Here is a 22,984-nt window from a genome sequence, read left to right as displayed (position 1 = left end):
ACTCCAGATAAGAAGGGCCCATGCGGATCGACCGGCGCCTCCTGACGCTCGCGTTCGGCGGCCTTTTCTGGCGGACCTTTCTGCTGATCGCGCTGTTGATCGCAGTCAGTCTCGCCGCGTGGTTCCAGAGCTTTCGCGTGATCGAGCGGGAGCCGCGTGCGCAGCGCGTGGCTTTGCAACTCGTCGCGATCGTCAAACTCACGCGCACCGCACTCCTCTATTCCGATCCCGACCTGCGGCGCGCGCTGCTGCAGGATCTGGAGAGCAATGAAGGGGTGCGCGTGTACCCGCGCGAAGCCACCGACAAATACAAACTCCAGCCCGACGAATCGCTGAATCGTCTGATCGAGCACGACATCCGCGGCCGTCTCGGCGACGACACCGTGATCGCGCAGAGCGTCAACGACATCAACGGCGTATGGATCAGCTTCAAGATCGACGACGACGACTACTGGGTCGCGCTCGACCGCGATCAGCTCGATAACGCGACCGGCCTTCAGTGGGCCGGCTGGGGCGTGTTCGCGCTTGCGCTGTCGCTGTTCGGCGCGGCGTTCATCACGAGTCTGGTGAACCGGCCTTTTGCGCGTCTCGCGATGGCCGCGCGCCGGGTCGGCTCGGGGCAATCACCCGAGCCGCTCCCCGAGCGCGGCATGGGCGTCGCCGCCGAAACCAATCGAAGCTTCAACCAGATGGTGCGCGACCTCGAACAGCTCGAGGCCGATCGCGCGCTGATGCTCGCGGGCATCTCGCACGATCTGCGCACGCCGCTCGCGCGGCTGCGGCTCGAAACCGAAATGAGCCCGTCCGATCAGGCCACCAAGGACGCGATGGTCGACGACATCGAGCAGATGGACATGATCATCGGCCGCTTCCTCGACTACGCGCGTCCGGTGCAGCGCGTGCCGGAACCGGTCGACCTGTCGGTGATCGCAAGCGAGCTCGCCGCGCGGATGCAAAGCGAGGACAGCATGCGGCTGATCACACGGCTCGCTCCGTCGGCGGTGATCGAGGCCGATGAAACCGACATGCGCCGCGTGGTCGGTAATCTGCTCGAGAACGCCCGCAAATATGGTCTTAGCGACGGCGATGGTGTGCCACACGTGATTCTCGAAACGCGCGTGTCGCATTCGCGCGTCGAACTGTCGGTGGTCGACGAAGGCCCCGGCATTCCCGAAGACCAGCTCGCGCTCGTCACGCGGCCGTTCTATCGCGTGAATTCGGCGCGCACCCAGGCCAACGGCACGGGCCTCGGCATGGCGATCGTGCAGCGGCTCGTCGCGCGTTATCGCGGCGCGCTGCGGTTGCGCAACCGCTCGCCCGGACCTGGGCTTGAAGTGACGATCGAGTTTCCGCTCGCAAAGAGCGCGTGAGCCGACGGCGCGCGACACGGCGCGCCGTCGTGATTCGAAGCACGCCGCTTTGTACGACTTCCGAAGGAGCCTTTGCATGAAAACCGTTGGCGACAAACTCGAAGCGTTCACCGTCATTGCCGCGAAACCGGGCTTCAATCATCACGAAGAACACGGCGTCTCGGCGTTCGAATACATCACCGATCAATCGTTTCCAGGCAAGTGGAAAATCATCTACTTCTATCCGAAGGATTTTTCGCTGATCTGCCCAACGGAAATCGTCGATTTCAGCAAGCTCGTCAAGGAGTTCGAGGACCGCGAGGCAGTGCTGCTCGGCGGCAGCGTCGACAATGAATACGTGAAGCTCGCGTGGCGCCGCGAGGACAAGGCGCTCGACAGGCTCAACCACTACTCGTTCGGCGACGTGAAAGGCGAGCTGATCGACCAGCTCGGCGTGCGCGACAAGGAGGCGGGTGTCGCGCTGCGCGCGACCTATATCGTCGATCCGGACAACACGATCCAGCACGTGTCGGTCAACAATCTATACGTGGGCCGTAATCCCCAGGAAGTGCTGCGCATCCTCGACGGCCTGCAAACGGACGAACTGTGTCCGAGCAATCGGACGATCGGCGGCGCGACGCTGTAAGCGGAACCGCCGGTCACTCAAACAAAAAGCCCTCTCAGTTCCTGACCAGCAACACCGCGGCCTGCGCCTCGATGCCCTCGCCGCGGCCGAGATACCCGAGCTTCTCGTTCGTCTTCGCCTTGACGTTCACGCGCTCGATCGGCAGGCCGAGGTCCGCCGCAATATTCGCGCGCATCCCTTCGATATGCGGCGCAAGCTTCGGCGCCTGCGCGATCACGCTGCTATCGACGTTGCTGATCGCAAAACCCGCCGCCTTCACGCGCGCCACGCATTCGCGCAACAGCACGCGGCTGTCGGCGCCGGCGAACTTCGCGTCGGTATCGGAGAAGTGGCGGCCGATATCGCCCAGCGCGGCCGCGCCGAACAGCGCGTCGGTGATCGCGTGCAGCAGCACGTCCGCGTCCGAGTGACCGAGCAGCCCACGCTCGTACGGAATCGTCACGCCGCCGATGATCAACGCGCGTCCCGGCACCAGCGCATGCACGTCGTAGCCTTGCCCAATTCTGAAATCCATATGCGTCACATCCTCAAGTGCTGAAGCTTTTAAAGCTTCTTTAAAGCCTTCTCAAATCTTTCTATTGAGCAAATACGAGGTATCACGAACCGCCGGCGCGGCTCAGAATCGCCTCGGCCAGATCGAAATCTTCCGGATACGTGACCTTGAAATTGCGCAGACTGCCTTGCACAAGCTTCGGCGCATGCCCCGACCATTCGATCGCGCTCGCTTCGTCGGTCAGATCGTGGCCGTCGGCCTGCGCGCGCAGGATCGCCTCGCGCAACATGCCGATGCGGAACATCTGCGGGGTCTGCGCCTGCCACAAGCCGTCGCGTGCCTCGGTACGGGCGATGCGGCCATCGGGCGACGCGCGGTCGATACGCTTTAATGTATCGGCGACCGGCAGCGCCATGATGCCGCCGACCGCGTCGTCCTTTAGCGTTCCGATCAGCGTGCGGATCAGCGCTGGCGTGATGCCGGGCCGGGCTGCGTCGTGCACGAGCACCCAATCGTCGTCGTGGGCGCCGAACTCGGCGAGCGCGTGCAGACCGTTGAGCACCGACGCCTGGCGCGACGCGCCGCCGACGCGCCGCACCGCGAAACGCAGATTGCCGAAGCGGCGCGCGTCGAAGTGCTGGTCGTCGGGCGCGATGACGACTAGCGTCTGCGTGAATTCGCTGCACGCGTCGAACGCGGCGAGCGAGTAATGCAGCATGTCACGGCCGGCGACAGTGCGGTATTGCTTGGGCATCGCGGCGCCGGAACGGCTGCCGGTGCCCGCGCACGGGATCAGGGCGAAGAGACGGGAAGTCACGAGTGCGGATGCCGCCAGGTCAAAGTAAAGGACGGATTTTATAATACGTCCTTCGCATTCACGCCCGTGGACGCGTAAACTTGGCCGTCGTGTGAGCCCCGAGCCGCTTTCTCTCCTTTATGCCAGACATCGCCGCAACCTCGCAGTCCTCCTCGCCCGTCGCGCTCGTCAAGGCCGGCCAGCGTTTCGCCTTCGACGGCACGCGCGGTTCGTCCGACGCGCTGCTGATCGCCCGCTACCATCTCAGCTATCGAGAGAAGATGCCGCTGCTGGCGGTGGTCTGCGAAAGCGCGGTCGACGCGCAGCGCCTGTCGCTGGAAATCGGCTTCTTCGCGCCCGACGCGCGCGTGCGCCTGCTGCCCGACTGGGAAACGCTGCCTTACGACACGTTTTCGCCGCACCAGGACCTCGTGTCCGAGCGTCTCGCGACGCTGCACGATCTCGGCGAAGGCCGCTGCGACATCCTGCTCGTGCCGGCCACGACGGCCTTGTACCGGATGCCGCCGGCGTCGTTCCTCGCCGCCTACACGTTCTCGTTCTCGCAGGGCGAACGGCTCGACGAAGCGAAGCTGAAGGCGCAGCTGACGCTCGCCGGCTACGAGCACGTGAGCCAGGTCGTGCGTCCAGGCGAATACTGCGTGCGCGGCTCGCTGCTCGATCTGTTCCCGATGGGCTCGCCGCTGCCCTACCGGATCGACCTGTTCGACGACCAGGTCGACTCGATCCGCGCGTTCGACCCCGACACGCAGCGCAGCCTCTATCCGGTCAAGGACGTGCGCCTGCTGCCGGGCCGCGAATTCCCGTTCGACGAAGCCGCGCGCACCGCATTCCGCAGCCGCTGGCGCGAGACCTTCGAGGGCGATCCGAGCCGCGCGTCGATCTATAAAGACATCGGCAACGGCGTGCCGTCGGCGGGTATCGAATACTATCTGCCGCTGTTCTTCGAGGAAACGGCCACCCTCTTCCATTACCTGCCCGACGGTTCGCAGCTCGCGTTCGTCGGCGATCTGGACGCGGCGATCCGGCGCTTCACCAACGACACCAAGCAGCGCTTCAACTTCCTGTCGCACGACCGCGACCGGCCGATTCTCGAACCGCAGAAGCTGTTCCTGTCGGACGAGGATTTCTTCACGTTCGCGAAGCCGTTCGCACGGCTCGTGCTGCCCAGCAACGGCGGCGGCGCCTGGTCGATCACTTTGCCGAACCTCGCGATCGACCGTCACGCCGACGACCCTGTCTCGGCACTGCGCGCGTACCTGAGCACGACGCCGAACCGCGTGCTGTTTGCCGCCGAATCGGCGGGCCGCCGCGAGACGCTGCTGCAACTGCTCGCCGACAACCAGCTGAAGCCCGCCTCGGCCGACAGCTTCGCCGACTGGCTCAAGAGCGATGCGCCGTTCTCGCTCGGCGTCGCGCCGCTCGCGAACGGCTTCGCGGTGCCGGGCGACGGCATCGCAATCATCACCGAAACCGAGCTGTACGGGCCGCTCGCGCGCCGCGCGGGACGCCGCCGCCAGGAACAGGCGAGCAACGTCGATTCGATGGTGCGCGATCTGTCCGAGCTGAAGGTCGGCGATCCGGTGGTCCATTCGCAGCACGGTATCGGCCGCTACATGGGTCTCGTGACGATGGACCTCGGCGAAGGCGAAACCGAGTTCCTGCACCTCGAATACGCGGGCGACAGCAAGCTCTACGTGCCGGTCGCGCAATTGCACGTGATCTCGCGCTACAGCGGCGCCGATCCGGAAAGCGCGCCGCTGCACTCGCTGGGTTCGGGCCAGTGGGAAAAGGCCAAACGCAAGGCCGCGCAGCAGATCCGCGACACCGCCGCCGAACTGCTCAACCTGTACGCGCGCCGCGCCGCCCGCGAAGGCCACGCGTTCGCGCTCGAACCGAAGGACTATGTGAAGTTCGCCGAGAGCTTCGGCTTCGAGGAGACGCCGGACCAGGCCGCCGCGATCGCGGCCGTGATCGGCGACATGACGGGCGGCAAGCCGATGGACCGGCTCGTGTGCGGCGACGTCGGCTTCGGCAAGACCGAGGTCGCGCTGCGCGCGGCGTTCATCGCGGTGATGGGCGGCAAGCAGGTCGCGCTGCTGTCGCCCACCACGCTGCTCGCCGAACAGCACACGCAAACCTTCAGTGACCGCTTCTCCGACTGGCCGGTGCGCATCGCCGAGCTGTCGCGCTTCAAGTCGACCAAGGAAGTGAACGCGGCGATCCAGCAGATCAACGAAGGTTCGGTCGATATCGTGATCGGCACGCACAAGCTGCTGTCGTCCGATGTGCAGTTCAAGCGGCTCGGGCTCGTGATCATCGACGAGGAGCATCGCTTCGGCGTGCGTCAGAAGGAAGCGCTGAAAGCGCTGCGCGCGGAAGTCGACGTGCTGACGCTGACCGCGACGCCGATTCCGCGCACGCTCGGCATGGCGCTCGAAGGCCTGCGCGACTTCTCGGTGATCGCAACGGCGCCGCAAAAACGCCTTGCGATCAAGACCTTCGTGCGGCGCGAGGAAGACAGCGTGATTCGCGAAGCGATGCTGCGCGAGCTGAAGCGCGGCGGCCAGGTCTACTTCCTGCACAACGAAGTCGAGACGATCGAGAACCGCCGGCAGATGCTCGAAGCACTCGTGCCCGAAGCGCGCATCGCGGTCGCGCACGGCCAGATGCACGAGCGCGAACTGGAACGGGTGATGCGCGACTTCGTCGCGCAACGTGCGAACGTGCTGCTGTGCACGACGATCATCGAAACCGGCATCGACGTGCCGAGCGCGAACACGATCCTGATCCATCGCGCCGACAAATTCGGTCTCGCGCAATTGCATCAGCTGCGGGGCCGCGTCGGCCGCTCGCATCACCAGGCGTATTCATATCTGCTCGTGCATGATCCGCAGGGGCTCACCAAGCAGGCGCAACGACGGCTCGAAGCAATCCAGCAGATGGAGGAACTCGGCTCGGGCTTCTATCTCGCGATGCACGACCTCGAGATTCGAGGCACCGGCGAGGTGCTCGGCGACAAGCAGTCGGGCGAGATTCACGAGATCGGCTTCCAGCTTTATACCGACATGCTCAATGACGCGGTGAAGGCGCTCAAGAACGGCAAGGAACCGGACCTCACCGCGCCGCTCGCGGCGACCACCGAGATCAACCTGCATTCGCCAGCGATCCTGCCGTCGGACTATTGCGGCGACGTGCAGGAACGTCTGTCGCTGTACAAGCGCCTCGCGAACTGCGAACACAGCGATTCGATCGACGGCATCCAGGAGGAGCTGATCGACCGCTTCGGCAAGCTGCCGCCGCAGGCGCATGCGCTGGTGGAGACGCATCGTCTGCGGCTCGCCGCGAAACCGCTCGGCATTTCGAAGATCGATGCCGGCGAAGCGGTGATTGGCCTGCAGTTCATCCCTAATCCGCCCGTCGACGCGATGCGGATCATCGAGATGGTGCAGAAGCACAAGCACATCAAGCTCGCAGGTCAGGACAAGCTGCGTATCGAAACGCGCAGCCCGGATCTCGCGGTGCGCGTCGCGACGGTCAAGGAGACCTTGCGCGCGCTCGGTTCGCCGAGCCGCGGCACGGCGGCGGCGCCCGCGCGCTGAGGGCCCTGAAGCAGCAATAAAACGGGGGGACGTCCCCCGTTTTTTGCATCGATGCTGCGCTGCGCCAACGCACGGCGGACTTTTTGGCTACCTTACCAAAATGCAATATGGGATATGATCGATAGATACAAAATGATGGAGTCATGTCATGTCTCACGTCGCTGAAACAGCGCAATCGTCGCAGTCGTCCGCCTCCTCCGCTGCTCCCGCTTCTCCGGTATCTCTGCCCTGGGTCACCCGTCTCGTGTCGATGGACACGGTGAGCCGCAATCCGAATCTCGGCCTGATCGAAACCGTGCGCGACGAACTGCGCGCGGTCGGTATCGACGCGACGCTGACCCACGGCAAGGGCGGCAAATGGGCGAACCTGTTCGCGACGATTCCCGCGCACGATGGCGAAACGAACGGCGGTGTCGTGCTGTCGGGCCATACGGACGTCGTGCCAGTGGACGGCCAGCAATGGGACAGCGATCCGTTCAAGCCTGAGATTCGCGGCGACAAGCTCTACGGCCGCGGCACCTGCGACATGAAGGGTTTCATCGGCGCGGCGCTCGCGCTGGTGCCGGACATGCAGCGTACCAGGCTCGCGAAACCGATCCACTTCGCGCTGTCGTTCGACGAGGAAGTCGGCTGCGTCGGCGCGCCGCTGATGATCGCCGATCTGATGAAGCGCGGCGTGAAGCCGGACGGCTGTATCGTCGGCGAGCCGACCAGCATGCGCCCGATCATCGCGCACAAGGGCATCAACGCGTATCAGTGCTGCGTGCGCGGCCAGGCCGCGCATTCGTCGCTGACACCGAAGGGCTTGAACGCGATCGAGTACGCGGCGCGCCTGATCTGCTACATCCGCGACATGGCCGACCAGTTCCGCGCGCAAGGCCCGTTCGACGAACTGTACGACGTGCCATTCAGCACCGCGCAGACCAGCACGATCACGGGCGGCAACGCGATCAACACGGTGCCGGCCGAATGCCAGTTCCAGTTCGAATTCCGCAATCTGCCGACGCTCGATCCCGAGCAGATCTTCGCGCGCATCGACAGCTACGCGCGCGACACGCTGCTGCCGAAAATGCTGCGCGAGCATCCATCCGCCGCGATCGAGATCACGAAGATCGCCGCGGCACCCGGACTCGATTCGTCTGAGCAGGCCGCGATCACGCAACTCGTGCGCGCGCTGACGGCCGACCAGGACAAGCGCAAGGTTGCGTACGGCACCGAGGCAGGCCTGTTTTCGAACGCGGGGATTCCGAGCATCGTCTGCGGTCCCGGCGACATCCAGCAGGCGCACAAGGCGAACGAATTCGTCGAGCTCGAGCAGCTCGTCGCATGCGAGCGCTTCCTGCGCAAGTTCATTCACAGCATGTCGGTCGACGCCGCTTAGCCCGTCTCGTTGCAGCGGCGCGCAGCCGCGGTGAACCTGCGCGCCGCGCCACGGGTCTGATCGACATCGACGACTCCGGAGCGACCGCCATGTCCAGCGCCATGCAGCAGCACACGGATCACACGATCGACGGCGAGCCGATCCCTACGCTCGACGACATCGCCGCGCAGCATTTCGCATTGACGCCGTGGGTCGCGCGCACGCCGGTGTTCGACCGGCTCGACTTCTCGTCGCTGCGCGGCACCGTCGTCAATTTCAAGTTCGAACTCTTGCAGGCGGGCGGCAGCTTCAAGGCGCGCGGCGCCTTCACCAACCTGCTCGCGCTCGACGACGCGCAGAAGAGCGCTGGCGTGACCTGCGTGTCGGGCGGCAATCACGCGGTGGCGGTCGCTTATGCGGCGATGCGGCTCGGCGTCAGCGCGAAGGTCGTGCTGTTCAGCGCGGCGAACCCGGCGCGCGTCGCGTTGTGCCGTGCATACGGCGCCGACATCGTCTATGCCGAAGATCTCGCCGAAGCGTTCGAACTGGTGCGACGCATCGAGGCCGAGGAAGGCCGTTATTTCGTGCATCCGTTCAACGGTTATCGCACGGTGCTCGGCTCGGCGACGCTCGGCTACGAATGGGCGACGCAAACCCCCGACCTCGAAGCGGTGATCGTGCCGATCGGCGGCGGCGGACTCGCGGCCGGCGTCTCCACCGCGCTGCGGCTCGCGAATCCGAACATACACGTGTACGGCGTCGAACCCGAAGGCTCGGATGTGATGAGCAAGAGTTTTGCCGCCAACCATACGGTCCGAATGGGCCATATGTACAGCATCGCTGATTCGCTGATGTCGCCGCATACCGAGCAATACAGCTACGAGTTGTGCCGCCGCCATATCGATCGGCTCGTCACGGTGTCCGACGATCAGTTGCGCGAAGCGATGCTGATCCTGTTCAATCAGCTCAAGCTCGCGGTCGAGCCGGCTTGCGCGGCCGCCACCGCCGCCTTGCTCGGACCGTTGCGCGAACAGTTGCAGGGCAAACGCGTGGGCGTGCTGCTGTGCGGCGCGAACATCGACCCGGTCAGTTTTGCCGCGCATCTGGAGCGTGCGCGTCATGGCGAGTCACAGTTTTCTCATTAACGACGCGCGGCGAATGCACTTGTTGCGTCAGGACCAAAGCACTAGCCTATCCGCTTCAGGTTGGTATGATTCGGCTATTCATATCAGGGAGGTGTGTGTATGAGCATGATCCAGGAATTTAAAGAATTTGCCCTCAAAGGCAATGTGATGGATCTGGCGGTCGGTGTGATTATTGGCGGCGCATTTTCCACCATTGTTAATTCCGTGGTTAAAGACCTGATCATGCCGGTCGTCGGGCTCGCTACCGGCGGCTTCGATTTCTCCAATCTGTTCGTTCGCCTCGGTCATATTCCGCCGACTTACAAAGGCAACCCCGAATCGTATAAAGACCTGCAGACGGCCGGCGTGGCGGTGTTCGGTTACGGCTCGTTCATTACCGCGACGATCAATTTCATCATTCTCGCGTTCATCATCTTTCTGATGGTCAAGTTCATCAACAAACTGCGCAAGGAGCCGCAAGCTGCTCCGGCGGAACCGCCGCCGACGCCGGAAGATGTGCTGCTGCTGCGCGAGATCCGCGATTCGCTAAAAAACCAGCAGCGTTAATTGTTAAATAAAGCTCGGTTTCAAACACCCGAGTCGGTGAAATAAAAAAGGCCTGTTGCGACTCACTTCGCCACAGGCCTTTGTCTTTTTCACTTTGCTTTCAGCGCACTGCCCTTTATCGCGCTTCACGCATTCTTTTGCGCCTTCAATTGCGCGGCGCTTTCGATCATCGCTTCGAGCTGGCCGAAATTGACAGGCTTCGTCAGATGCGAAGTAAAGCCCGCACTCAAACAACGGCGCACGTCCTCGTCGGTGCCGAAGCCGGTCAATGCGACGGCTGGCACGTCGGAACGTTCGCGAAACGCCTCGATGAAATCGAGGCCGGTGCCATCGGGCAACCCGACATCGCTGACGACCAGATCGAAGCTCTGCAACTGCGTCGCCGCAAGCGCATCGTCGATGCGCCCGACCACCGTCACCTGATGACCCAAGCCGCGCATCAATTGGGCCATCACGTCGGCGGTATCAGCATGATCCTCGATCAGCAGCACGGTCAGCGAACTCGCCGGCTGCACCGTGCTCGGCACGATGACCGGCGGCGCGGCGGCCGGCGCGGCCGCGGTCGGCAGCGTGATCGTGAAGGTCGCGCCGCAATGCGGTCCTGGACTCTGCGCGGTCACGGTTCCGCCGTGCACGTCGGTCAGCGCCTTCGTGATCGCGAGACCGAGACCCAGCCCGCCGAACTGTCGCGTCATGCTCTGGTCGCCCTGCTCGAACGCGTTGAACAGCTTGCCGATCTGCTCCGGCTCGATGCCGATGCCGGTGTCTTCGACCGAGATTTGCACCTGCATGCGTTCGTCGCGCGTGCGGACATAGATGTGGCCGCCGTCCGGCGTGAACTTCGCGGCATTGCGAATCAGGTTCCACAGCATCTGTTGCAGACGCGCGCGATCGGCGAGCACGTAGTGATGCGTCGCGCGCTTGTCGACATGCACGTCCTGCTGCTTGACCTGGATTTCGCTGCGAAAGAGTTCGAGCACGCTGTCGATCACGTCGTGCACGTCGACGGTTTCCAGCGACAGCCGCAGCTTGCCGTTCGCGACGCGCGTCAGATCGAGCAGATCGTCGATCAGCCGCGCCTCCAGCTCGACGTTGCGGCGGATCATCCGCACGCTCGCGCGCGCCTGCTCGGGCAGATCGGAAATCATCTCGAGCACGCTCGCGCCCGCCAGCACCGGCGTGAGCGGCGTGCGCAATTCGTGCGACAGCATCGCGAGAAAGCGGTCCTTCGCGCGGTTCGCTTCTTCGGCGGCCTGGCGCGCGGCCTGCTCGGACTCGAGCAGCCGCTCGCGCTCCTCGATCGCCTCGCGCTGCGAGTGAATGTCGGTACAACTGCCGAACCATTTGCTGACGTTGCCATCGGCATCGCGCAACGCGACCACGCGCATATCGAACCAGCGGTACTCGCCGTCGTGGCGGCGAATCCGCATCTCGTGCCGATAGTCGCCGTCGCGGCTCGCCACGGCTTTGAGCCAGCTTTGCCGGATCTGCTCGCGATCGTCGGGATGCACGGCGTCGAGCCACGCAAGACCATGCGAGCTGTGTTCGGGCAAGCCGGTGTAGTCGTACCATTGCTTCGACAGGAAGTCGCAATCGCCGGCCGCATCGCAGGTCAGCACCAGGTGCGGCAAGGTCTCCGACAGCGTGCGGTAATGCAGCTCGCGATCGCGCAGCAGCAGTGCTTCGTCGGACGCGCGTTGCAGCCGCACCTGCGACAGCACGCGCTCCACGGCCTCCGGCAGATAGTCGAGATAGTCGCCCGACTTCGGCACCACGTCGGACACGCCCGCGCGCAGCGCTTCGATCACGCGCGACTCGTCGGTGAAGCCGGTCACGAGGATCGCCGGAATGCGCACGCCCTCCGCGCGCAGACGCCGGAAGAAATCGAGCCCGGTCTCCGGCCCGTTCAACTGATAGTCGAGCACCAGCAGATCGAGGCCGCCACCCGCGAGCCGCTCGCGGGCCGCCTCGACACCGGCGCAGATCGCCACCCGGCAACCGGCGCGTTCGAGCGACTTGCGCGCGAGCCGCAGGATGCCCTCGTCGTCATCGACGACGAGCACGTAAGCGGCATGCGGCGTGGACACTTCTTCGGTCATGCAGAATGCTCTGTGGCTAAGGTCAGTGCTTATGTTGTCATGAACGGCTTTCGGACGCCTTCAGGCCGGCGCGAGCCGATGCCCCGGCGGCAGCTTGACCACTTGCAGAAAAAAGCCCAGCCGGCGCACGGCTTCGACGAACGTATCGTATTCGACCGGCTTGCAGACGTAGACGTTGCAGCCGAGTTCGTAGCAGCGCGCGATTTCGCGCGGATCGTCGGTGGTGGTCAGCACGATCACGGGCACGGCGGCGGTCTCAGGGTCTTTCTTCAGACGCCGCAACACCTCGAAGCCGTCGACGCACGGCATCTTCAGATCGAGCAGCACGACGAAATTCGCCAGATTCTGGCGCGGCGGATACGGCTGGCCGTCGGTGTCGGTCAATGTCTCAGCGGACGCGGGGCCGAAGAAGTAATCGAGCGCCTGCTGGCCGTCGCGAAAGCGCACGAAGCCGTTCGAAATGCCGGCACGGCGCAGATTCCGCTCGACGAGCGTCGCGTGGCCGTCGTCGTCTTCGATCAGAACGATGCTGACCGCTTGCGCGTGATTCATAGGCTCTCCGTGCCAACGATTCGTCATCCATACCCGCGCCGGCATGCGCGCCGCTCAGAAGCGCACCGGCTGCTCGGGCAGCACCACGAAAAAAGTCGAGCCGGCGCCTTCGGCCGATTCGACCCAGACGCGCCCGCCGTGCCGTTCGACCGTGCGCCGCACCACCGCGAGGCCGATCCCGTCGCCGCTCGCGACGTCTGCATGCAGACGCTGGAACGCGCGAAACACCTTCGATAGATACGCGGCCGGAATGCCGAGCCCATTATCGCGGACGTAATAGGTGCGCATACGGACCGCGCGCGGCTCGGTTTCATCGACGGGTTCGGGCGCCAGCGCGCCGACCTCGATGCGCCCGGTGCGCGCCGGATCGAGAAAAGTCAGCGCATTGCCGATCAGGTTGCTGAAGATCTGCTCGACCGCCGCCGGATCGCCCCATGCGGGCGGCAGCTCGCGCACCGTGACGCTCGCGGCGCGCTGCTCGATCGTGCCTTGCAGCCCATCGACGACCCGCGCCACCGCGCGCCCGACGCTGACCCGCTGCCATTGGTATTCGAGCCGTCCCGCGCGCGAGATGCGCAACAACGCGTCGATGATCGCCGCCGCGCGCGCAACCGCGGTGCGCAAATAGTGCAACGACTCGCGCACGTCGCCATCGAGAATCTGCGTCATGCGCCGCGCTTCGTTCTCAGGCAAGCGAGCCTGCCCGACGAGGCCGTCGAGTTCGTCGCACGACACGTGCAGTTCCTTCGAAAACCCTTGCAGATTGACGAGCGGCGAGCGCAGATCATGCGACACGCTGTAGATGAACATCTCGTTGTCCTGCGTTTCCTGGCGCAATTCCTCATTGACGCCCGCCAGGTCGCGCGCGCGTGCTTCGAGCTCCGTCTTCAGGGCCTGCTGCCCGGTTTCCGCCTCGCGCAGACGCGCATCGGTCTGATGCAGCACCGTGTCGAGCGCGGCGATTTCGTCGCTGCCTGACAATGGCGCCGCGAGCGGCCGGCCGCTGCCGAGCCGCTCGGCATTATCGGTCAGCACTTCGAGGCGCTGGCCGATGCCGCGCGCGAACACGAAGGCGGTGACCGCCCAGATCAGCATCGAGCCGAACGCCGCGGCGATCAGCGCGCGCTGCTGAAGCCCGCGACGCTCGCCGAGCGCGCTCGAGCGCTCGACATCGAGCACCGACGCCGCCGCGTCGAACTGGGCCAGCTCCTCGCGGAACACGGCGATCTGCTCCGGCAACTCGCCGGTTTCGAGCGCGATATAGGGACGTAGACTGCGCCCTTCGTGCAAGGCCTGCGAGATCGCCACACTGTGTGCGCAATACGCGTCGATCGCGCGCCGCATGCTGCGTACGCGCTCGGCCTGGGCCGGCGTTTCGGCTACGAGCGCATCGAGCTTCGCGAGCCGGTCGTTCAGGTCGACCCACACCGCGTGGCGGTCGATCAGCGACGCCTCGCCCGTCACCATCGCGGTGCGCACGCGCGCGGCCTGGCGCAGCAGCGGGTCGACGATGGCCGAGGACTCGTAGAGGATCTGCTTGCTGTTGTCGACCCAACGCGCGGCCTGCGCGGTGCGCTCCTGGGTATCGAAGACGACCCCGAGCAGCGCGAGTTCGACCACGCTCGGTATCGCGATCAGCAGCAGGCCTTTGGTGATTAGTTTCATGGTTCCGTCAGGGCGTTCAGGCTGTGGTTCAGGCTGTCACTCGAACGGCGGGGCTCGCGCACACCCGTGGCGCCCTGTAAGGCGGGCGCCGCGCGGCCGGACGGGCCATTATCGACGTGAACCAGAGATATTTCAACGGCGCGCCTGCAAGCGCTCGACCACACAAAAATGACTTTTTTATTGGGATGGGATGTTTTTTCGGCGCCGCCTGCGTCTATGATGGAGACAAGGTGTGCTGGGATGCGAATGCGCGCGGCGAGGCGGTTCGGCATGATTCGTGCGGGAGCGGTGGAGCGATGCAGCAGCGTCGAATCATCGTGAATCCGGCCTTGTCGTATGCTATAAAAGATCGACGTGCGGCGCGCGAAAGCCGGGAGTGGTCGCATGAGGACGCAGCGTTTCTTGCAATTCTTTTTCAGGCGAATTTTTATGTCCTTCCCGAAAAAGCGTAGACGCGCGAAGGTGGACGGCGACGAGTCGTTCCTCGCGGTTCTGCGGCATTTCAAGCCGTTCGGTCAACTCGACACCAAGATTGCGCGGGCTCGCGCGCAGGACGAACCGGTGCTCTATGCACACGTACTGCCCGGACTCGACGTACTTCTATGCAGTGTGCGCGGCGCGCAGCCGCCCTACCCCGCACCAGCCGAATTGCGGCGGCGCTGCATCGAATCCATAACCAACGCACTGGAGCAACCGCTCGATGGTCTCGAGAACGGCGGCTACTGGTACGAGGCCGACGGCTTCGGCTTCCTCGTGTTCGCGAGTCGTGCGCGCGGCAAGATTCTGACGGAGTTCGGCGCGACGCGGATCGGTACTCGCCGCGGCGTGCGTCGCCAGGATGCGTCGGGCGATGCAACACCGCGCTCGCTCAGATAGCGCCGATCAGATACCCTGAAGTTCAGGGTTACTGACAGGTCGTTTCGTCGTCATCCATCGGCGGTTTCGACAGCCGATGTCGTCACGCATCGCTGGCGTCTTCGGTGGCGCTGCGCTGCTTTCCTGTCCGCTTCATTGCATTGAAACACGGGCTTTCACGGCCGCCGCGCGCAGTTGCGCGCGGCATCGTGCCATTCATTCGGCCATCGCATCATCGACGCGCTCGCGCGCGGGCGGCACGCTGATCAGCCACAGAAAGATCACGCACAGGCCGCCGCCGAGGCCCCAGTTCAACGAGTCCACCGGCAAAACCGACAACATCAGCTGCCCTTGTATTCGGCCGCGCTCGCCGGCGACTGTGTCGCGGGCTTGCGATTGCTATCCGTCGCGGCCGGCGACGACGCGCCGCCCGAGGACTTGTTGACCGGCGCGCCCTCCAGCGACATCGGCGCCTTCGGCTGTTGCTTCACGCCCGGCGGCGGCGCCTTCGGCATCTGCCGCACCTGCGCGAGCAGTTGCGTGCACGGCAGCGGCTTGTTGTTGCTCGGCGCGAGCAGCGGGATCAGCGCCGCGAACGGATTGATCAGCCCGAGCCCGACCGCCGCGCCGCCACGCAGTGCGAGCGCGGCCGCATTGACGCCGACGTGCGGGTCCTTGAAGGTGCCTTTCACGTACAGCGGCGAGCGCAGCGAAAAGACCCGGAAGCCCTTCGTATGCGGATGCACGCCGAGGTCCATCGTTTCGTCGCGCAGATTGATGTGACCGTCGATGTTGATCACCGCATCGCCGGTATCGAGCGCGAACACGCGCGCTTCGAGCACGCCATCGGTCGCGACGAAATCGGCGGCCGCGCAGTTGATCTTCACGTCGCGATTGCCGAACAGCTTTTCATAGACCACGTTCGCGACGTTCAGGCCGGCCGCCTCCATCAGCAGACGGCTCACGGTGCCCTCGGTCACGAGCGCCTTCAGCTCGCCGTTCGAAGTCGCGGCGAGCGCCGCCGGAGAGTTGCCGGTCGCGGACAGCGACGCGTCGCCGTTGATCTCGCCGAGCGCGCTCTGCATCGTCTTGAAGTTCGGGAACAGTTGCTTGAGCTTCAGATGCCGCGCCGACATCGCGAAGCGCCCCTTCAACGGCGCCCCGCTGCCATCGAGATAAATGTCCGACGCGAGCGAGCCGCCCGCGACGCCGAATTTCAGCGGCACCAACGACAGCACGCCGTCGGTCATCACGACGTGCGTGTACAGATCCGTGATCGGCAAATTCGAGTTCTTGATGATGCGCCGGCCGGTGAACTTGACGTCGGCGTCGATCGCCTTCCAGCGGTCGGTGCGAAACTCCTCGACCGGCAGCGCGCGGTTGCCCGGCTGCGCGGCCGCGCCGCCGCGCTTCGCCTTGCTCGCCTTCGAATCGGCGCCGATCACCGGCGCAAGATCCGAAAACTGCAGCAGATGCGACTCGAGTTCGCCCTTCAGCAGCGGACGCGGCTGGCGGCCGGTATAGGTCAGCGAACCGTTCAGATCGCTGCCACCGACCCGGCCTGTAAAGTTTTCATACGTGAACACGTTGCCGCTCGATTTGAACCGGCCGATCAGATGGCCCTCGGTCGCGTACGGCGGGGTCTCGGGCAAGGTCACACCGGTCAGCGAATACAGCCGCGCCATGCTGTTGCCTTGCAGCCAGAGACGCAGATCGAGCGCCGCGAGATGCGCCGGATCGGTGACCGTGCCGACGAAGGCGATATGCAGGTCGCCGGCTTTCACGTCGGCCTGCACCGGGAACGGCCGGTTCGCGTCCTGCAGCGCGAGCACGCCGCCGAGCTTGCCGCTGCCGGACACCGGCGTGCGGTTGTAGGTGCCCTTGACGGTCCAGGCGATCGCATAGAGCGGTGTCGCGCGTGGCGCGCCGGGTGCGGTGCCGCTCGCGGCCGAGACGGCCGCAGACGTGCTGGCGCTCTCGCTGGCCGCGCCGCTCGTCGCAAGCGCGCCTGATGTTGCGCCCGGGCCCGAGGCTGCCGACGCCTGCGCCGGGGTCTGAACTTCGGACGCCGCCGCTGCGGAAGCCGCCTTCGCTTCCGAAGCCGCCTGCGCTTCGGCCTGTGCGGCAAGCTTGCTCGCACCCGCGCGGCCGACCGCCTGCGCCGACGCGCTGCGCGAGGCCGCCTCCTGCTGCTTCAACGCGTCGCCGATCGGGATCGGCTGCCCGAGCGTATCGACGACCATCTGCACCTCGACCTTCTTCTGCTGATCCGACAGCGCGATATTGCCCTTCGCGAACGCGATATCGTGCAGATCGAGCTTCCACTCGGATGGCCCGGTCGACGACGGCAGTTTGAAGGTCCAGTTATTGCGCCCGTCGACAAGACGTTCGAGATCGACGAATGGATTCACGAGGTTGATCGCCGGAATCACGATGTCGTGCGTGAGCAGCGGCAACACCTCGACCTCGAAGTCGATTTCGTCGAGTGTCGCGAAGTGCGGCTGTTTGGCCCAGTCGGGATTGCCGATCGTGATATTGGCCGCCGAAAAGCGCGGCCAGGGCACCCAGCCGCGCCAGCCGGTTTCGCCGACCGCATGACGCCAGCCCACCTTCAGATCGCCGTTGATCGCGAACGGCCGGCCGATCGCCTGGCTCACCTTGTCGTCGATGTAAGGCCGCGCGCGGTTCCAGTCGAAGGTCAGGATGAAGATGACGAGCGCGACGATCAGGATGACGAGCACGGCCAGCAGCCATGCAAGGATTTTTCCGACCCGTCGTCCGATGCTGCTCGACACTGCCATTGAAAGGCTCCGCGTGTTGTTCTACGTTGTGCACCGTGCAGCAGTTATCGTGCCTGGCGCGTGGCAATGAATCGTCGAGCCGGTTGTGGGTTGTGTGCGCTATTGCGCCTCGTCGTTTTATCATGGCGCACGCTTTGCCGACAGACCGACCGGCGCATTGACGCCGTCGCGCCGGCACGAAGCGACACCCTCCCCACGACGTTCCAACCATGACCGATGTTCCCCTCCTCCTCGCCGACGGCATCGTGCGGCGTGATGCGCAGCGCGGCCAGACGCTGTTGCAGCAGACCACCTTCGCGCTGCGCGCCGGCGAGCGCGTCGCGATCACCGGACCGTCCGGCTCCGGCAAGAGCGTATTCCTGCGCGCGCTTGCGCTGCTCGATCCGATCGATGCGGGGCGCATCTTGTGGCATGGTGCGCCGCTCGTGCGAGCGGCGATTCCGCGCTATCGGCGCGGCGTCGCGTATATCCGGCAGCGGCCCGCGCTGATCGACGGCAGCGTCGAAGACAATCTGCGCTATCCATTCGAGCTGCGCGCGTATCGCGACGCGCGCTTCGATCGCGTGCGAGCGGCCAGGCTTGCGATGCAGGCCGGCCGCGGCGAGGACTTTCTCGGCAAGCGCGCAAGCGAATTATCGGGCGGCGAAGCGCAGATCGCCGCGCTGATCCGGGTGCTGCAACTCGCGCCCGAAGTGTTGTTGCTCGACGAGCCGACCGCGTCGCTCGACCCGGCTTCATCGCGCGCAATCGAAGCGCTCGTGCAGGCATGGTTCGATGCCGCGCCGGGCGCGCACGCATCGATATGGGTATCGCACGATCCCGAGCAGGCGGCACGCATGAGCGAACGGCATCTGACGATGCGCGCCGGCGTGCTGGCCGAACACACTACGGTGCGGCGCGACGCGGACCAACGCGATGCCGCGGAGCTGCGCCGGGAGTCCCGCTCATGAGCCTGCAGAATCTGAGCTTGTGGGACGTCGCGATTGCGACGCTGCTGATCGTCGTGAACGGCGCGGTGTCGGTCGCGCTGAAGCTCGATCTCGAACGCAAGCTCGCATGGGCGGCGGTGCGCACCGTGCTCCAGTTGCTCGCGATCGGCTATGTGCTCGGCTGGGTGTTCAGTTTCGCTCGCTGGTACGTGGTGCTGCCGCTGATGATCGTGATGACGCTGATCGCGGGTTTCGCCGGCGCGCAGCGCGGCAGTCACACCTATGCCGGACAACGCGCGGACAGCTTGCTGTCGATCTGGGTCAGCTCGTGGCTCGTGGCCGCGGTGGGGTTGTTCGTCGTGATCCGCATCCATCCGTGGTACGAGCCGCAATATGCGATTCCGATTCTCGGCATGATCCTCGGCAACACGCTGACCGGTGTATCGCTCGGCATCGAGCGGATGACCGAGGAGCTGACCGCGCGGCGCGACCGCGTCGACATGGCGCTCGCGCTCGGCGCGACGCGCTGGGAGGCCGCGCAGGCGCCGGCGCGTCAGGCGGTGCGCGCGGGCATGATGCCGACGTTGAATCAGATGGCGGTGGTCGGCGTGGTCAGTTTGCCGGGCATGATGACCGGCCAGGTGCTGGCCGGGCAATCTCCATTGCAGGCGGTGCGCTATCAGATCGTCATCATGTTTCTGATCGCGGCGGCGTCGGCGCTGGGGACGGTGGGCGCGGTGCTGCTCACGTACAGGCGACTGTTTTCGGCTGAGCATCAGTTCTTGCCGGCGCGGCTCGTCGAGCGTGACGCACGCAAAGGATGACTCACCGGGATGACGCGCTCAAGCGTGCTACGGCTCGCGCACGCGGCCATCACGCCGCGTGCGCTCGACCGTTCAACGCTTAGCGGTGATGGCCACCTCAGTGCCATCGCTCAGCGTCAGCGTTTTCGTCGTGCCGTTGACCGGCATCGTGAAACGCACGATCTGGCTCATACGCACATCGTTCGGACACTTGAGCGTCTTGCCGCCGCTCGTCACGGTTTTGACACCGTGCGGCGTCTGCGCCTGGAAGCTCAGCTGTACGGTCGCGGTGCCGTCGCTCGCCACCACCGGTGCGAGTCGGATCTGCGTCTGGCGAATCATCGCGCCATTCTCGTCGACCGGCAGCGACGCATAGTCCGGGCATGCATCGGTAGCGGGCACCGGACCGCCGGGCGGCACGGTCTTCCACGTGAAGTCGTCCGTTTCTCCCGAGCGGATCGTGCGGGTCTCCTGGGAATTGCCGAACTGTTTCGACGTGACGCGAACGGTGTAGCGGATCGGACCGTCGAGCGCGGCCTTGTTGGTCACCGTGATCGGCGTGGCTGCGTGAGCAGCCGGCACGAGCGCGCAAGCGAGAGAAGCGACAACCGAAACGGCGGAGAGTTTGAAGCTGAAGCTCATACTGTCACCTCGTTGTTGTGCCGCTGCGCGCTCGCGTCGACGCGACTGCCCGTGCACTGCCGAGGCCCGGCCGGTTCACACTGGCTGGCCTCGCCGCAAGACACGCAACCGTTTTGGCATGCTGCGTCGTCAGTCTAACGCCAAGCGCGCTGGCGCGCGTGTCGTGTCGGCTCGGGTGTTAACCCGCTTGCGGCGACGCGCTTTCTGCGCGTCGATTTCATCTCAGAAGCCGGTCAGCACCAGCTTGCCGATCGCGCGTCCTGCTTCGAGCAACTGATGCGCGCGGCGCAGATTCTCCGCGTTGATGCGGCCCAGGTCCTGGCCGAGCGTCGTGCGCAACGTGCCCGCGTCGACGAGGCGCGCGACCTCGGTCAGCAGCTTGTGCTGCTCGATCATGTCGGGCGTGCCGAACATCGAGCGCGTGAACATGAATTCCCAGTGAAACGCGGCGCTCTTCGCCTTCAGCAATTCGACCGGCACCGCGGCGCTGTTCTCGACGATCGTGCAGATACCGCCTTGCGGTTTGATCAGTTGGGCGGCAGCGGGGAAATTGCGGTCGGTGTCGTTGAAGATCAGCACGTAGTCGACCTCTTCGATGCCAAGCTCTTTCATCTGCGCAGGCAGATCGCCGAAGTGATCGACGACGTGATCCGCGCCGAGCTCACGTGCCCATTTCGCCGATTCGGGCCGCGACGCGGTTGCGATCACCTTCAGCTTGCCGAGCTGTTTCGCGAGCTGAATGCCGATCGAGCCGACCCCGCCCGCGCCGCCGAAAATCAGCACCGTGCGGCCTGCGTCGGCGCCCTGCGGCGATACGCCGAGGCGGTCGAACAAGGCTTCCCATGCGGTGATCGCGGTCAGCGGCAACGCGGCCGCGTGCGTGAAATCGAGCGACGCCGGCTTGTGTCCGACGATCCGTTCGTCCACCAGATGAAACTCGCTGTTGGCGCCAGGCCGGGTAATGCTGCCCGCATAAAACACCGGGTCGCCAACCTTGAACAGCGTGACCTCGGGCCCGGCCGCGACGACGGTGCCGGCCGCATCCCAGCCGAGCACGCGCGGCGTCTTCTCGACGCTGTCTTTCGGCGCGCGCACCTTGGTGTCGACCGGGTTCACGGAAATCGCTTCGACCTTGACCAGCAGATCGCGGCCGCTCGCTTCGGGTTTCGGGATCTCGACGTCGACGAGCGCTTCGGCGTGATCGATTGGCAGATAACGGTAGAGTCCGACGGCTTTCATGGCTGCTCCTTGTGGGTTCGGTTGATGTGCAAGCATGACCAGAATCGTAAGACGGTTCTTATTCTGTTAAAACAGTCATAATCACTGAAACATTTTTTTGTTTTCCAGAATAATGAACGATTCAAGTCCGGCTGGCCGGTCCCTGCCCAGCGAGCGCGAACGGCTCGACCTGCTCGATGTCGCGCTGTTCGTGCGCGCCGCGCTGCTTGCCAACGTGTCGGCGGCCGGGCGCGAGTTCGGTTTGTCGGCGGCGGTCGCGAGCGCGCGGATCGCGCAACTCGAAAAGCTGCTCGGCGCGCGCTTGCTGCATCGGACCACGCGCCGCATCAGCCTCACCCAGGACGGTGAAGTGTTCATGACGCGCGCCGAGGCGCTGCTCGACGCGGCCGGCGCCGCGCGCGCATCGGTCGGCCGCGCGCAGGCGGAGCCGCAGGGACGGCTGCGCGTGACGATGCCGTCGTCGTTCGGGCGCCAGCATGTGTCGCCGGTGATCAGCGAGTTTTTGCGCCACTATCCGGGTGTCAGCGTCGATCTGCGCCTGACGGATCAGGTGGTCGATCTGGTCGACGCGGGCATCGATGTCGCGATCCGCGTCGGCGTGCTGAAGGATTCGTCGCTGGTCGCGCGGCGGCTCGCGGTGAATCGCCGCGTGCTGTGCGCGGCCCCCGCCTATCTGGCCGCGCACGGCACGCCGCATCATCCGTCGGATCTGGCGCGGCACGAGTGCATCATTTTGTCGGAGCAGCGCGACTGGCGTTTCGTGACGCCCACTGGCCCGCTCGACGTGCGCGTGAGCGGGCGCCTCGTCACCGACAACGGCGAGGTGATTCGCGACGCGCTGCTCGCGGGCTTCGGCATCGCGCTGAAATCGACATGGGACGTGGCGCCTTATCTGCGCAGCGGCGAACTCGTCAGCGTGCTCGACAGCTATCCGCTCGCGGACGACGTCGCGATCTGGGCCGTGTACCCGAGCCGCGCGTTCATGCCGCCGAAGACGCTCGCATTCATCGACTTCGTCGCCGCGCATTTCGGCGATCCGCCGTATTGGGATCGTGAGCCGGTTGGAGCGGCGGGCGCGTAAGCGTCACGCCCGTTAAGCGGCGTCAGCGCCTGCCGCCCTTCGCGCCGCCCTGCTTGCGATCCGAGTTCACATCGGTATGCGAGTCGTTCTGCGTGCGCTGCTGATACTCGCCGCCGCCGCGGCGGTCGGTATCCTGCAAGCCATGCTCGATATCCTCATGCGCCTGCTTGCCGACATGGCGCGGATTGTCTTCGTGCTGTGACTCCGGATGCTGGTCGGTTTCATGCGGCAGCGGCGCCGCGGCTTCCTGCAACGACTCCGGGTCCTTGTTCGCGTGCGGGTCGGCTTGCGAGTCGCCATCTGTCGATTGCGGCTGGGTCTTCATTGCATTGCTCCTTCGCGAAGCGCGTTCGCGCACTGAGT

Annotated in this window: 21 protein-coding genes; 11 read left to right on the top strand and 10 right to left on the bottom strand. The window is 65.0% G+C overall.

Annotation, left to right across the window (positions count from 1 at the left end):
* The first annotated feature begins 20 nt into the window (after positions 1–20).
* The gene (locus VSR82_RS00935; protein WP_013089393.1) at positions 21–1,370 is read left to right on the top strand and encodes an ATP-binding protein; all 1,350 of its coding nucleotides are present in this window, start codon (positions 21–23) and stop codon (positions 1,368–1,370) included.
* Between the two features lie 76 nt (positions 1,371–1,446).
* Entirely contained in the window at positions 1,447–1,995 is a 549-nt protein-coding gene (locus VSR82_RS00930; protein WP_368585945.1) for a peroxiredoxin, read from the top strand.
* 34 nt (positions 1,996–2,029) lie between these two features.
* On the opposite strand, the gene ispF is transcribed toward VSR82_RS00930, so the two are convergent.
* Positions 2,030–2,509 (bottom strand): 2-C-methyl-D-erythritol 2,4-cyclodiphosphate synthase, encoded by a 480-nt coding sequence (gene ispF, locus VSR82_RS00925; RefSeq protein WP_429459355.1) that lies wholly within the window; start codon positions 2,507–2,509, stop codon positions 2,030–2,032.
* An 82-nt stretch (positions 2,510–2,591) separates the two neighbouring features.
* Positions 2,592–3,305 (bottom strand): 2-C-methyl-D-erythritol 4-phosphate cytidylyltransferase, encoded by a 714-nt coding sequence (ispD, locus tag VSR82_RS00920; protein ID WP_429459357.1) that lies wholly within the window; start codon positions 3,303–3,305, stop codon positions 2,592–2,594.
* 119 nt (positions 3,306–3,424) lie between these two features.
* Here ispD and mfd point away from each other — a divergent pair, with 119 nt between their 5' ends.
* The 4 genes from mfd (at position 3,425) to mscL (ending at position 9,955) form a co-directional block, all read left to right on the top strand.
* Positions 3,425–6,904 carry a transcription-repair coupling factor gene (gene mfd, locus VSR82_RS00915; RefSeq protein ID WP_429459359.1) on the top strand — a complete coding sequence of 1,160 codons (3,480 nt, stop codon included), beginning with the start codon at positions 3,425–3,427 and terminating at the stop codon, positions 6,902–6,904.
* Positions 6,905–7,052: 148 nt separating this feature from the next.
* Positions 7,053–8,285 (top strand): acetylornithine deacetylase, encoded by a 1,233-nt coding sequence (argE, locus tag VSR82_RS00910; protein WP_410849147.1) that lies wholly within the window; start codon positions 7,053–7,055, stop codon positions 8,283–8,285.
* An 89-nt stretch (positions 8,286–8,374) separates the two neighbouring features.
* A complete protein-coding gene (locus tag VSR82_RS00905; protein WP_429459362.1) occupies positions 8,375–9,409 on the top strand; it encodes a threonine/serine dehydratase family protein in 1,035 nt (344 codons plus the stop codon).
* A gap of 99 nt (positions 9,410–9,508) precedes the next feature.
* Entirely contained in the window at positions 9,509–9,955 is a 447-nt protein-coding gene (mscL, locus tag VSR82_RS00900) for a large conductance mechanosensitive channel protein MscL (RefSeq protein ID WP_368585950.1), read from the top strand.
* 125 nt (positions 9,956–10,080) lie between these two features.
* On the opposite strand, the gene VSR82_RS00895 is transcribed toward mscL, so the two are convergent.
* From VSR82_RS00895 to VSR82_RS00885, 3 genes are read right to left on the bottom strand one after another with little or no spacing between them, the layout of a single operon-like run.
* Positions 10,081–12,054 (bottom strand): hybrid sensor histidine kinase/response regulator, encoded by a 1,974-nt coding sequence (locus tag VSR82_RS00895; protein WP_429459364.1) that lies wholly within the window; start codon positions 12,052–12,054, stop codon positions 10,081–10,083.
* A gap of 60 nt (positions 12,055–12,114) precedes the next feature.
* Positions 12,115–12,606: a response regulator gene (locus VSR82_RS00890; RefSeq protein ID WP_429459366.1), complete on the bottom strand. Its 492-nt coding sequence runs from the start codon at positions 12,604–12,606 to the stop codon at positions 12,115–12,117.
* 54 nt (positions 12,607–12,660) lie between these two features.
* Entirely contained in the window at positions 12,661–14,271 is a 1,611-nt protein-coding gene (locus tag VSR82_RS00885; RefSeq protein WP_429459368.1) for a sensor histidine kinase, read from the bottom strand.
* A 116-nt stretch (positions 14,272–14,387) separates the two neighbouring features.
* Here VSR82_RS00885 and VSR82_RS00880 point away from each other — a divergent pair, with 116 nt between their 5' ends.
* Positions 14,388–14,723: a hypothetical protein gene (locus VSR82_RS00880; protein ID WP_368585954.1), complete on the top strand. Its 336-nt coding sequence runs from the start codon at positions 14,388–14,390 to the stop codon at positions 14,721–14,723.
* Complete coding sequence (locus tag VSR82_RS00875) at positions 14,656–15,147, top strand: hypothetical protein (protein ID WP_013089382.1); 492 nt, start codon at positions 14,656–14,658, stop codon at positions 15,145–15,147. The genes VSR82_RS00880 and VSR82_RS00875 overlap by 68 nt, the downstream gene beginning before the upstream one ends.
* A gap of 195 nt (positions 15,148–15,342) precedes the next feature.
* On the opposite strand, the gene VSR82_RS00870 is transcribed toward VSR82_RS00875, so the two are convergent.
* Both VSR82_RS00870 and VSR82_RS00865 read right to left on the bottom strand, forming a co-directional pair.
* Positions 15,343–15,468 (bottom strand): hypothetical protein, encoded by a 126-nt coding sequence (locus VSR82_RS00870; RefSeq protein ID WP_429459371.1) that lies wholly within the window; start codon positions 15,466–15,468, stop codon positions 15,343–15,345.
* Positions 15,468–17,927, bottom strand: coding sequence for an AsmA family protein (locus VSR82_RS00865; protein WP_429459373.1), 2,460 nt, complete (start codon positions 17,925–17,927; stop codon positions 15,468–15,470). Before VSR82_RS00865 ends, VSR82_RS00870 begins: the two co-directional genes overlap by 1 nt.
* Positions 17,928–18,136: 209 nt before the next feature.
* On the opposite strand from VSR82_RS00865, the gene VSR82_RS00860 reads away from it, so the two are divergent.
* Positions 18,137–18,877, top strand: coding sequence for an ABC transporter ATP-binding protein (locus VSR82_RS00860; RefSeq protein WP_429459375.1), 741 nt, complete (start codon positions 18,137–18,139; stop codon positions 18,875–18,877).
* The gene (locus tag VSR82_RS00855; RefSeq protein WP_410849153.1) at positions 18,874–19,680 is read left to right on the top strand and encodes an ABC transporter permease; all 807 of its coding nucleotides are present in this window, start codon (positions 18,874–18,876) and stop codon (positions 19,678–19,680) included. Before VSR82_RS00860 ends, VSR82_RS00855 begins: the two co-directional genes overlap by 4 nt.
* A 72-nt stretch (positions 19,681–19,752) precedes the next feature.
* Here VSR82_RS00855 and VSR82_RS00850 read toward each other — a convergent pair whose 3' ends face one another.
* Together VSR82_RS00850 and VSR82_RS00845 are read right to left on the bottom strand one after the other, a co-directional pair.
* Positions 19,753–20,301, bottom strand: a complete 549-nt coding sequence (locus tag VSR82_RS00850) for a DUF6013 family protein (protein WP_368585959.1) — start codon at positions 20,299–20,301, stop codon at positions 19,753–19,755.
* 222 nt (positions 20,302–20,523) lie between these two features.
* Positions 20,524–21,540: a zinc-binding alcohol dehydrogenase family protein gene (locus VSR82_RS00845; protein WP_368585960.1), complete on the bottom strand. Its 1,017-nt coding sequence runs from the start codon at positions 21,538–21,540 to the stop codon at positions 20,524–20,526.
* 112 nt (positions 21,541–21,652) lie between these two features.
* Here VSR82_RS00845 and VSR82_RS00840 point away from each other — a divergent pair, with 112 nt between their 5' ends.
* The gene (locus tag VSR82_RS00840) at positions 21,653–22,621 is read left to right on the top strand and encodes a LysR family transcriptional regulator (protein WP_429459378.1); all 969 of its coding nucleotides are present in this window, start codon (positions 21,653–21,655) and stop codon (positions 22,619–22,621) included.
* 22 nt (positions 22,622–22,643) lie between these two features.
* Here VSR82_RS00840 and VSR82_RS00835 read toward each other — a convergent pair whose 3' ends face one another.
* Positions 22,644–22,946, bottom strand: a complete 303-nt coding sequence (locus VSR82_RS00835) for a hypothetical protein (protein ID WP_429459381.1) — start codon at positions 22,944–22,946, stop codon at positions 22,644–22,646.
* Between the last annotated feature and the right edge of the window lie 38 nt (positions 22,947–22,984).

It is taken from the genome of Burkholderia sp. JPY481 (genome assembly GCF_038900515.1).
In the GTDB taxonomy this organism is placed as follows: Bacteria; Pseudomonadota; Gammaproteobacteria; order Burkholderiales; family Burkholderiaceae; genus Paraburkholderia; species Paraburkholderia youngii.
Note: the sequence above shows the minus strand (reverse complement) of the source record. Positions and strands in the feature narration are given on the sequence as shown.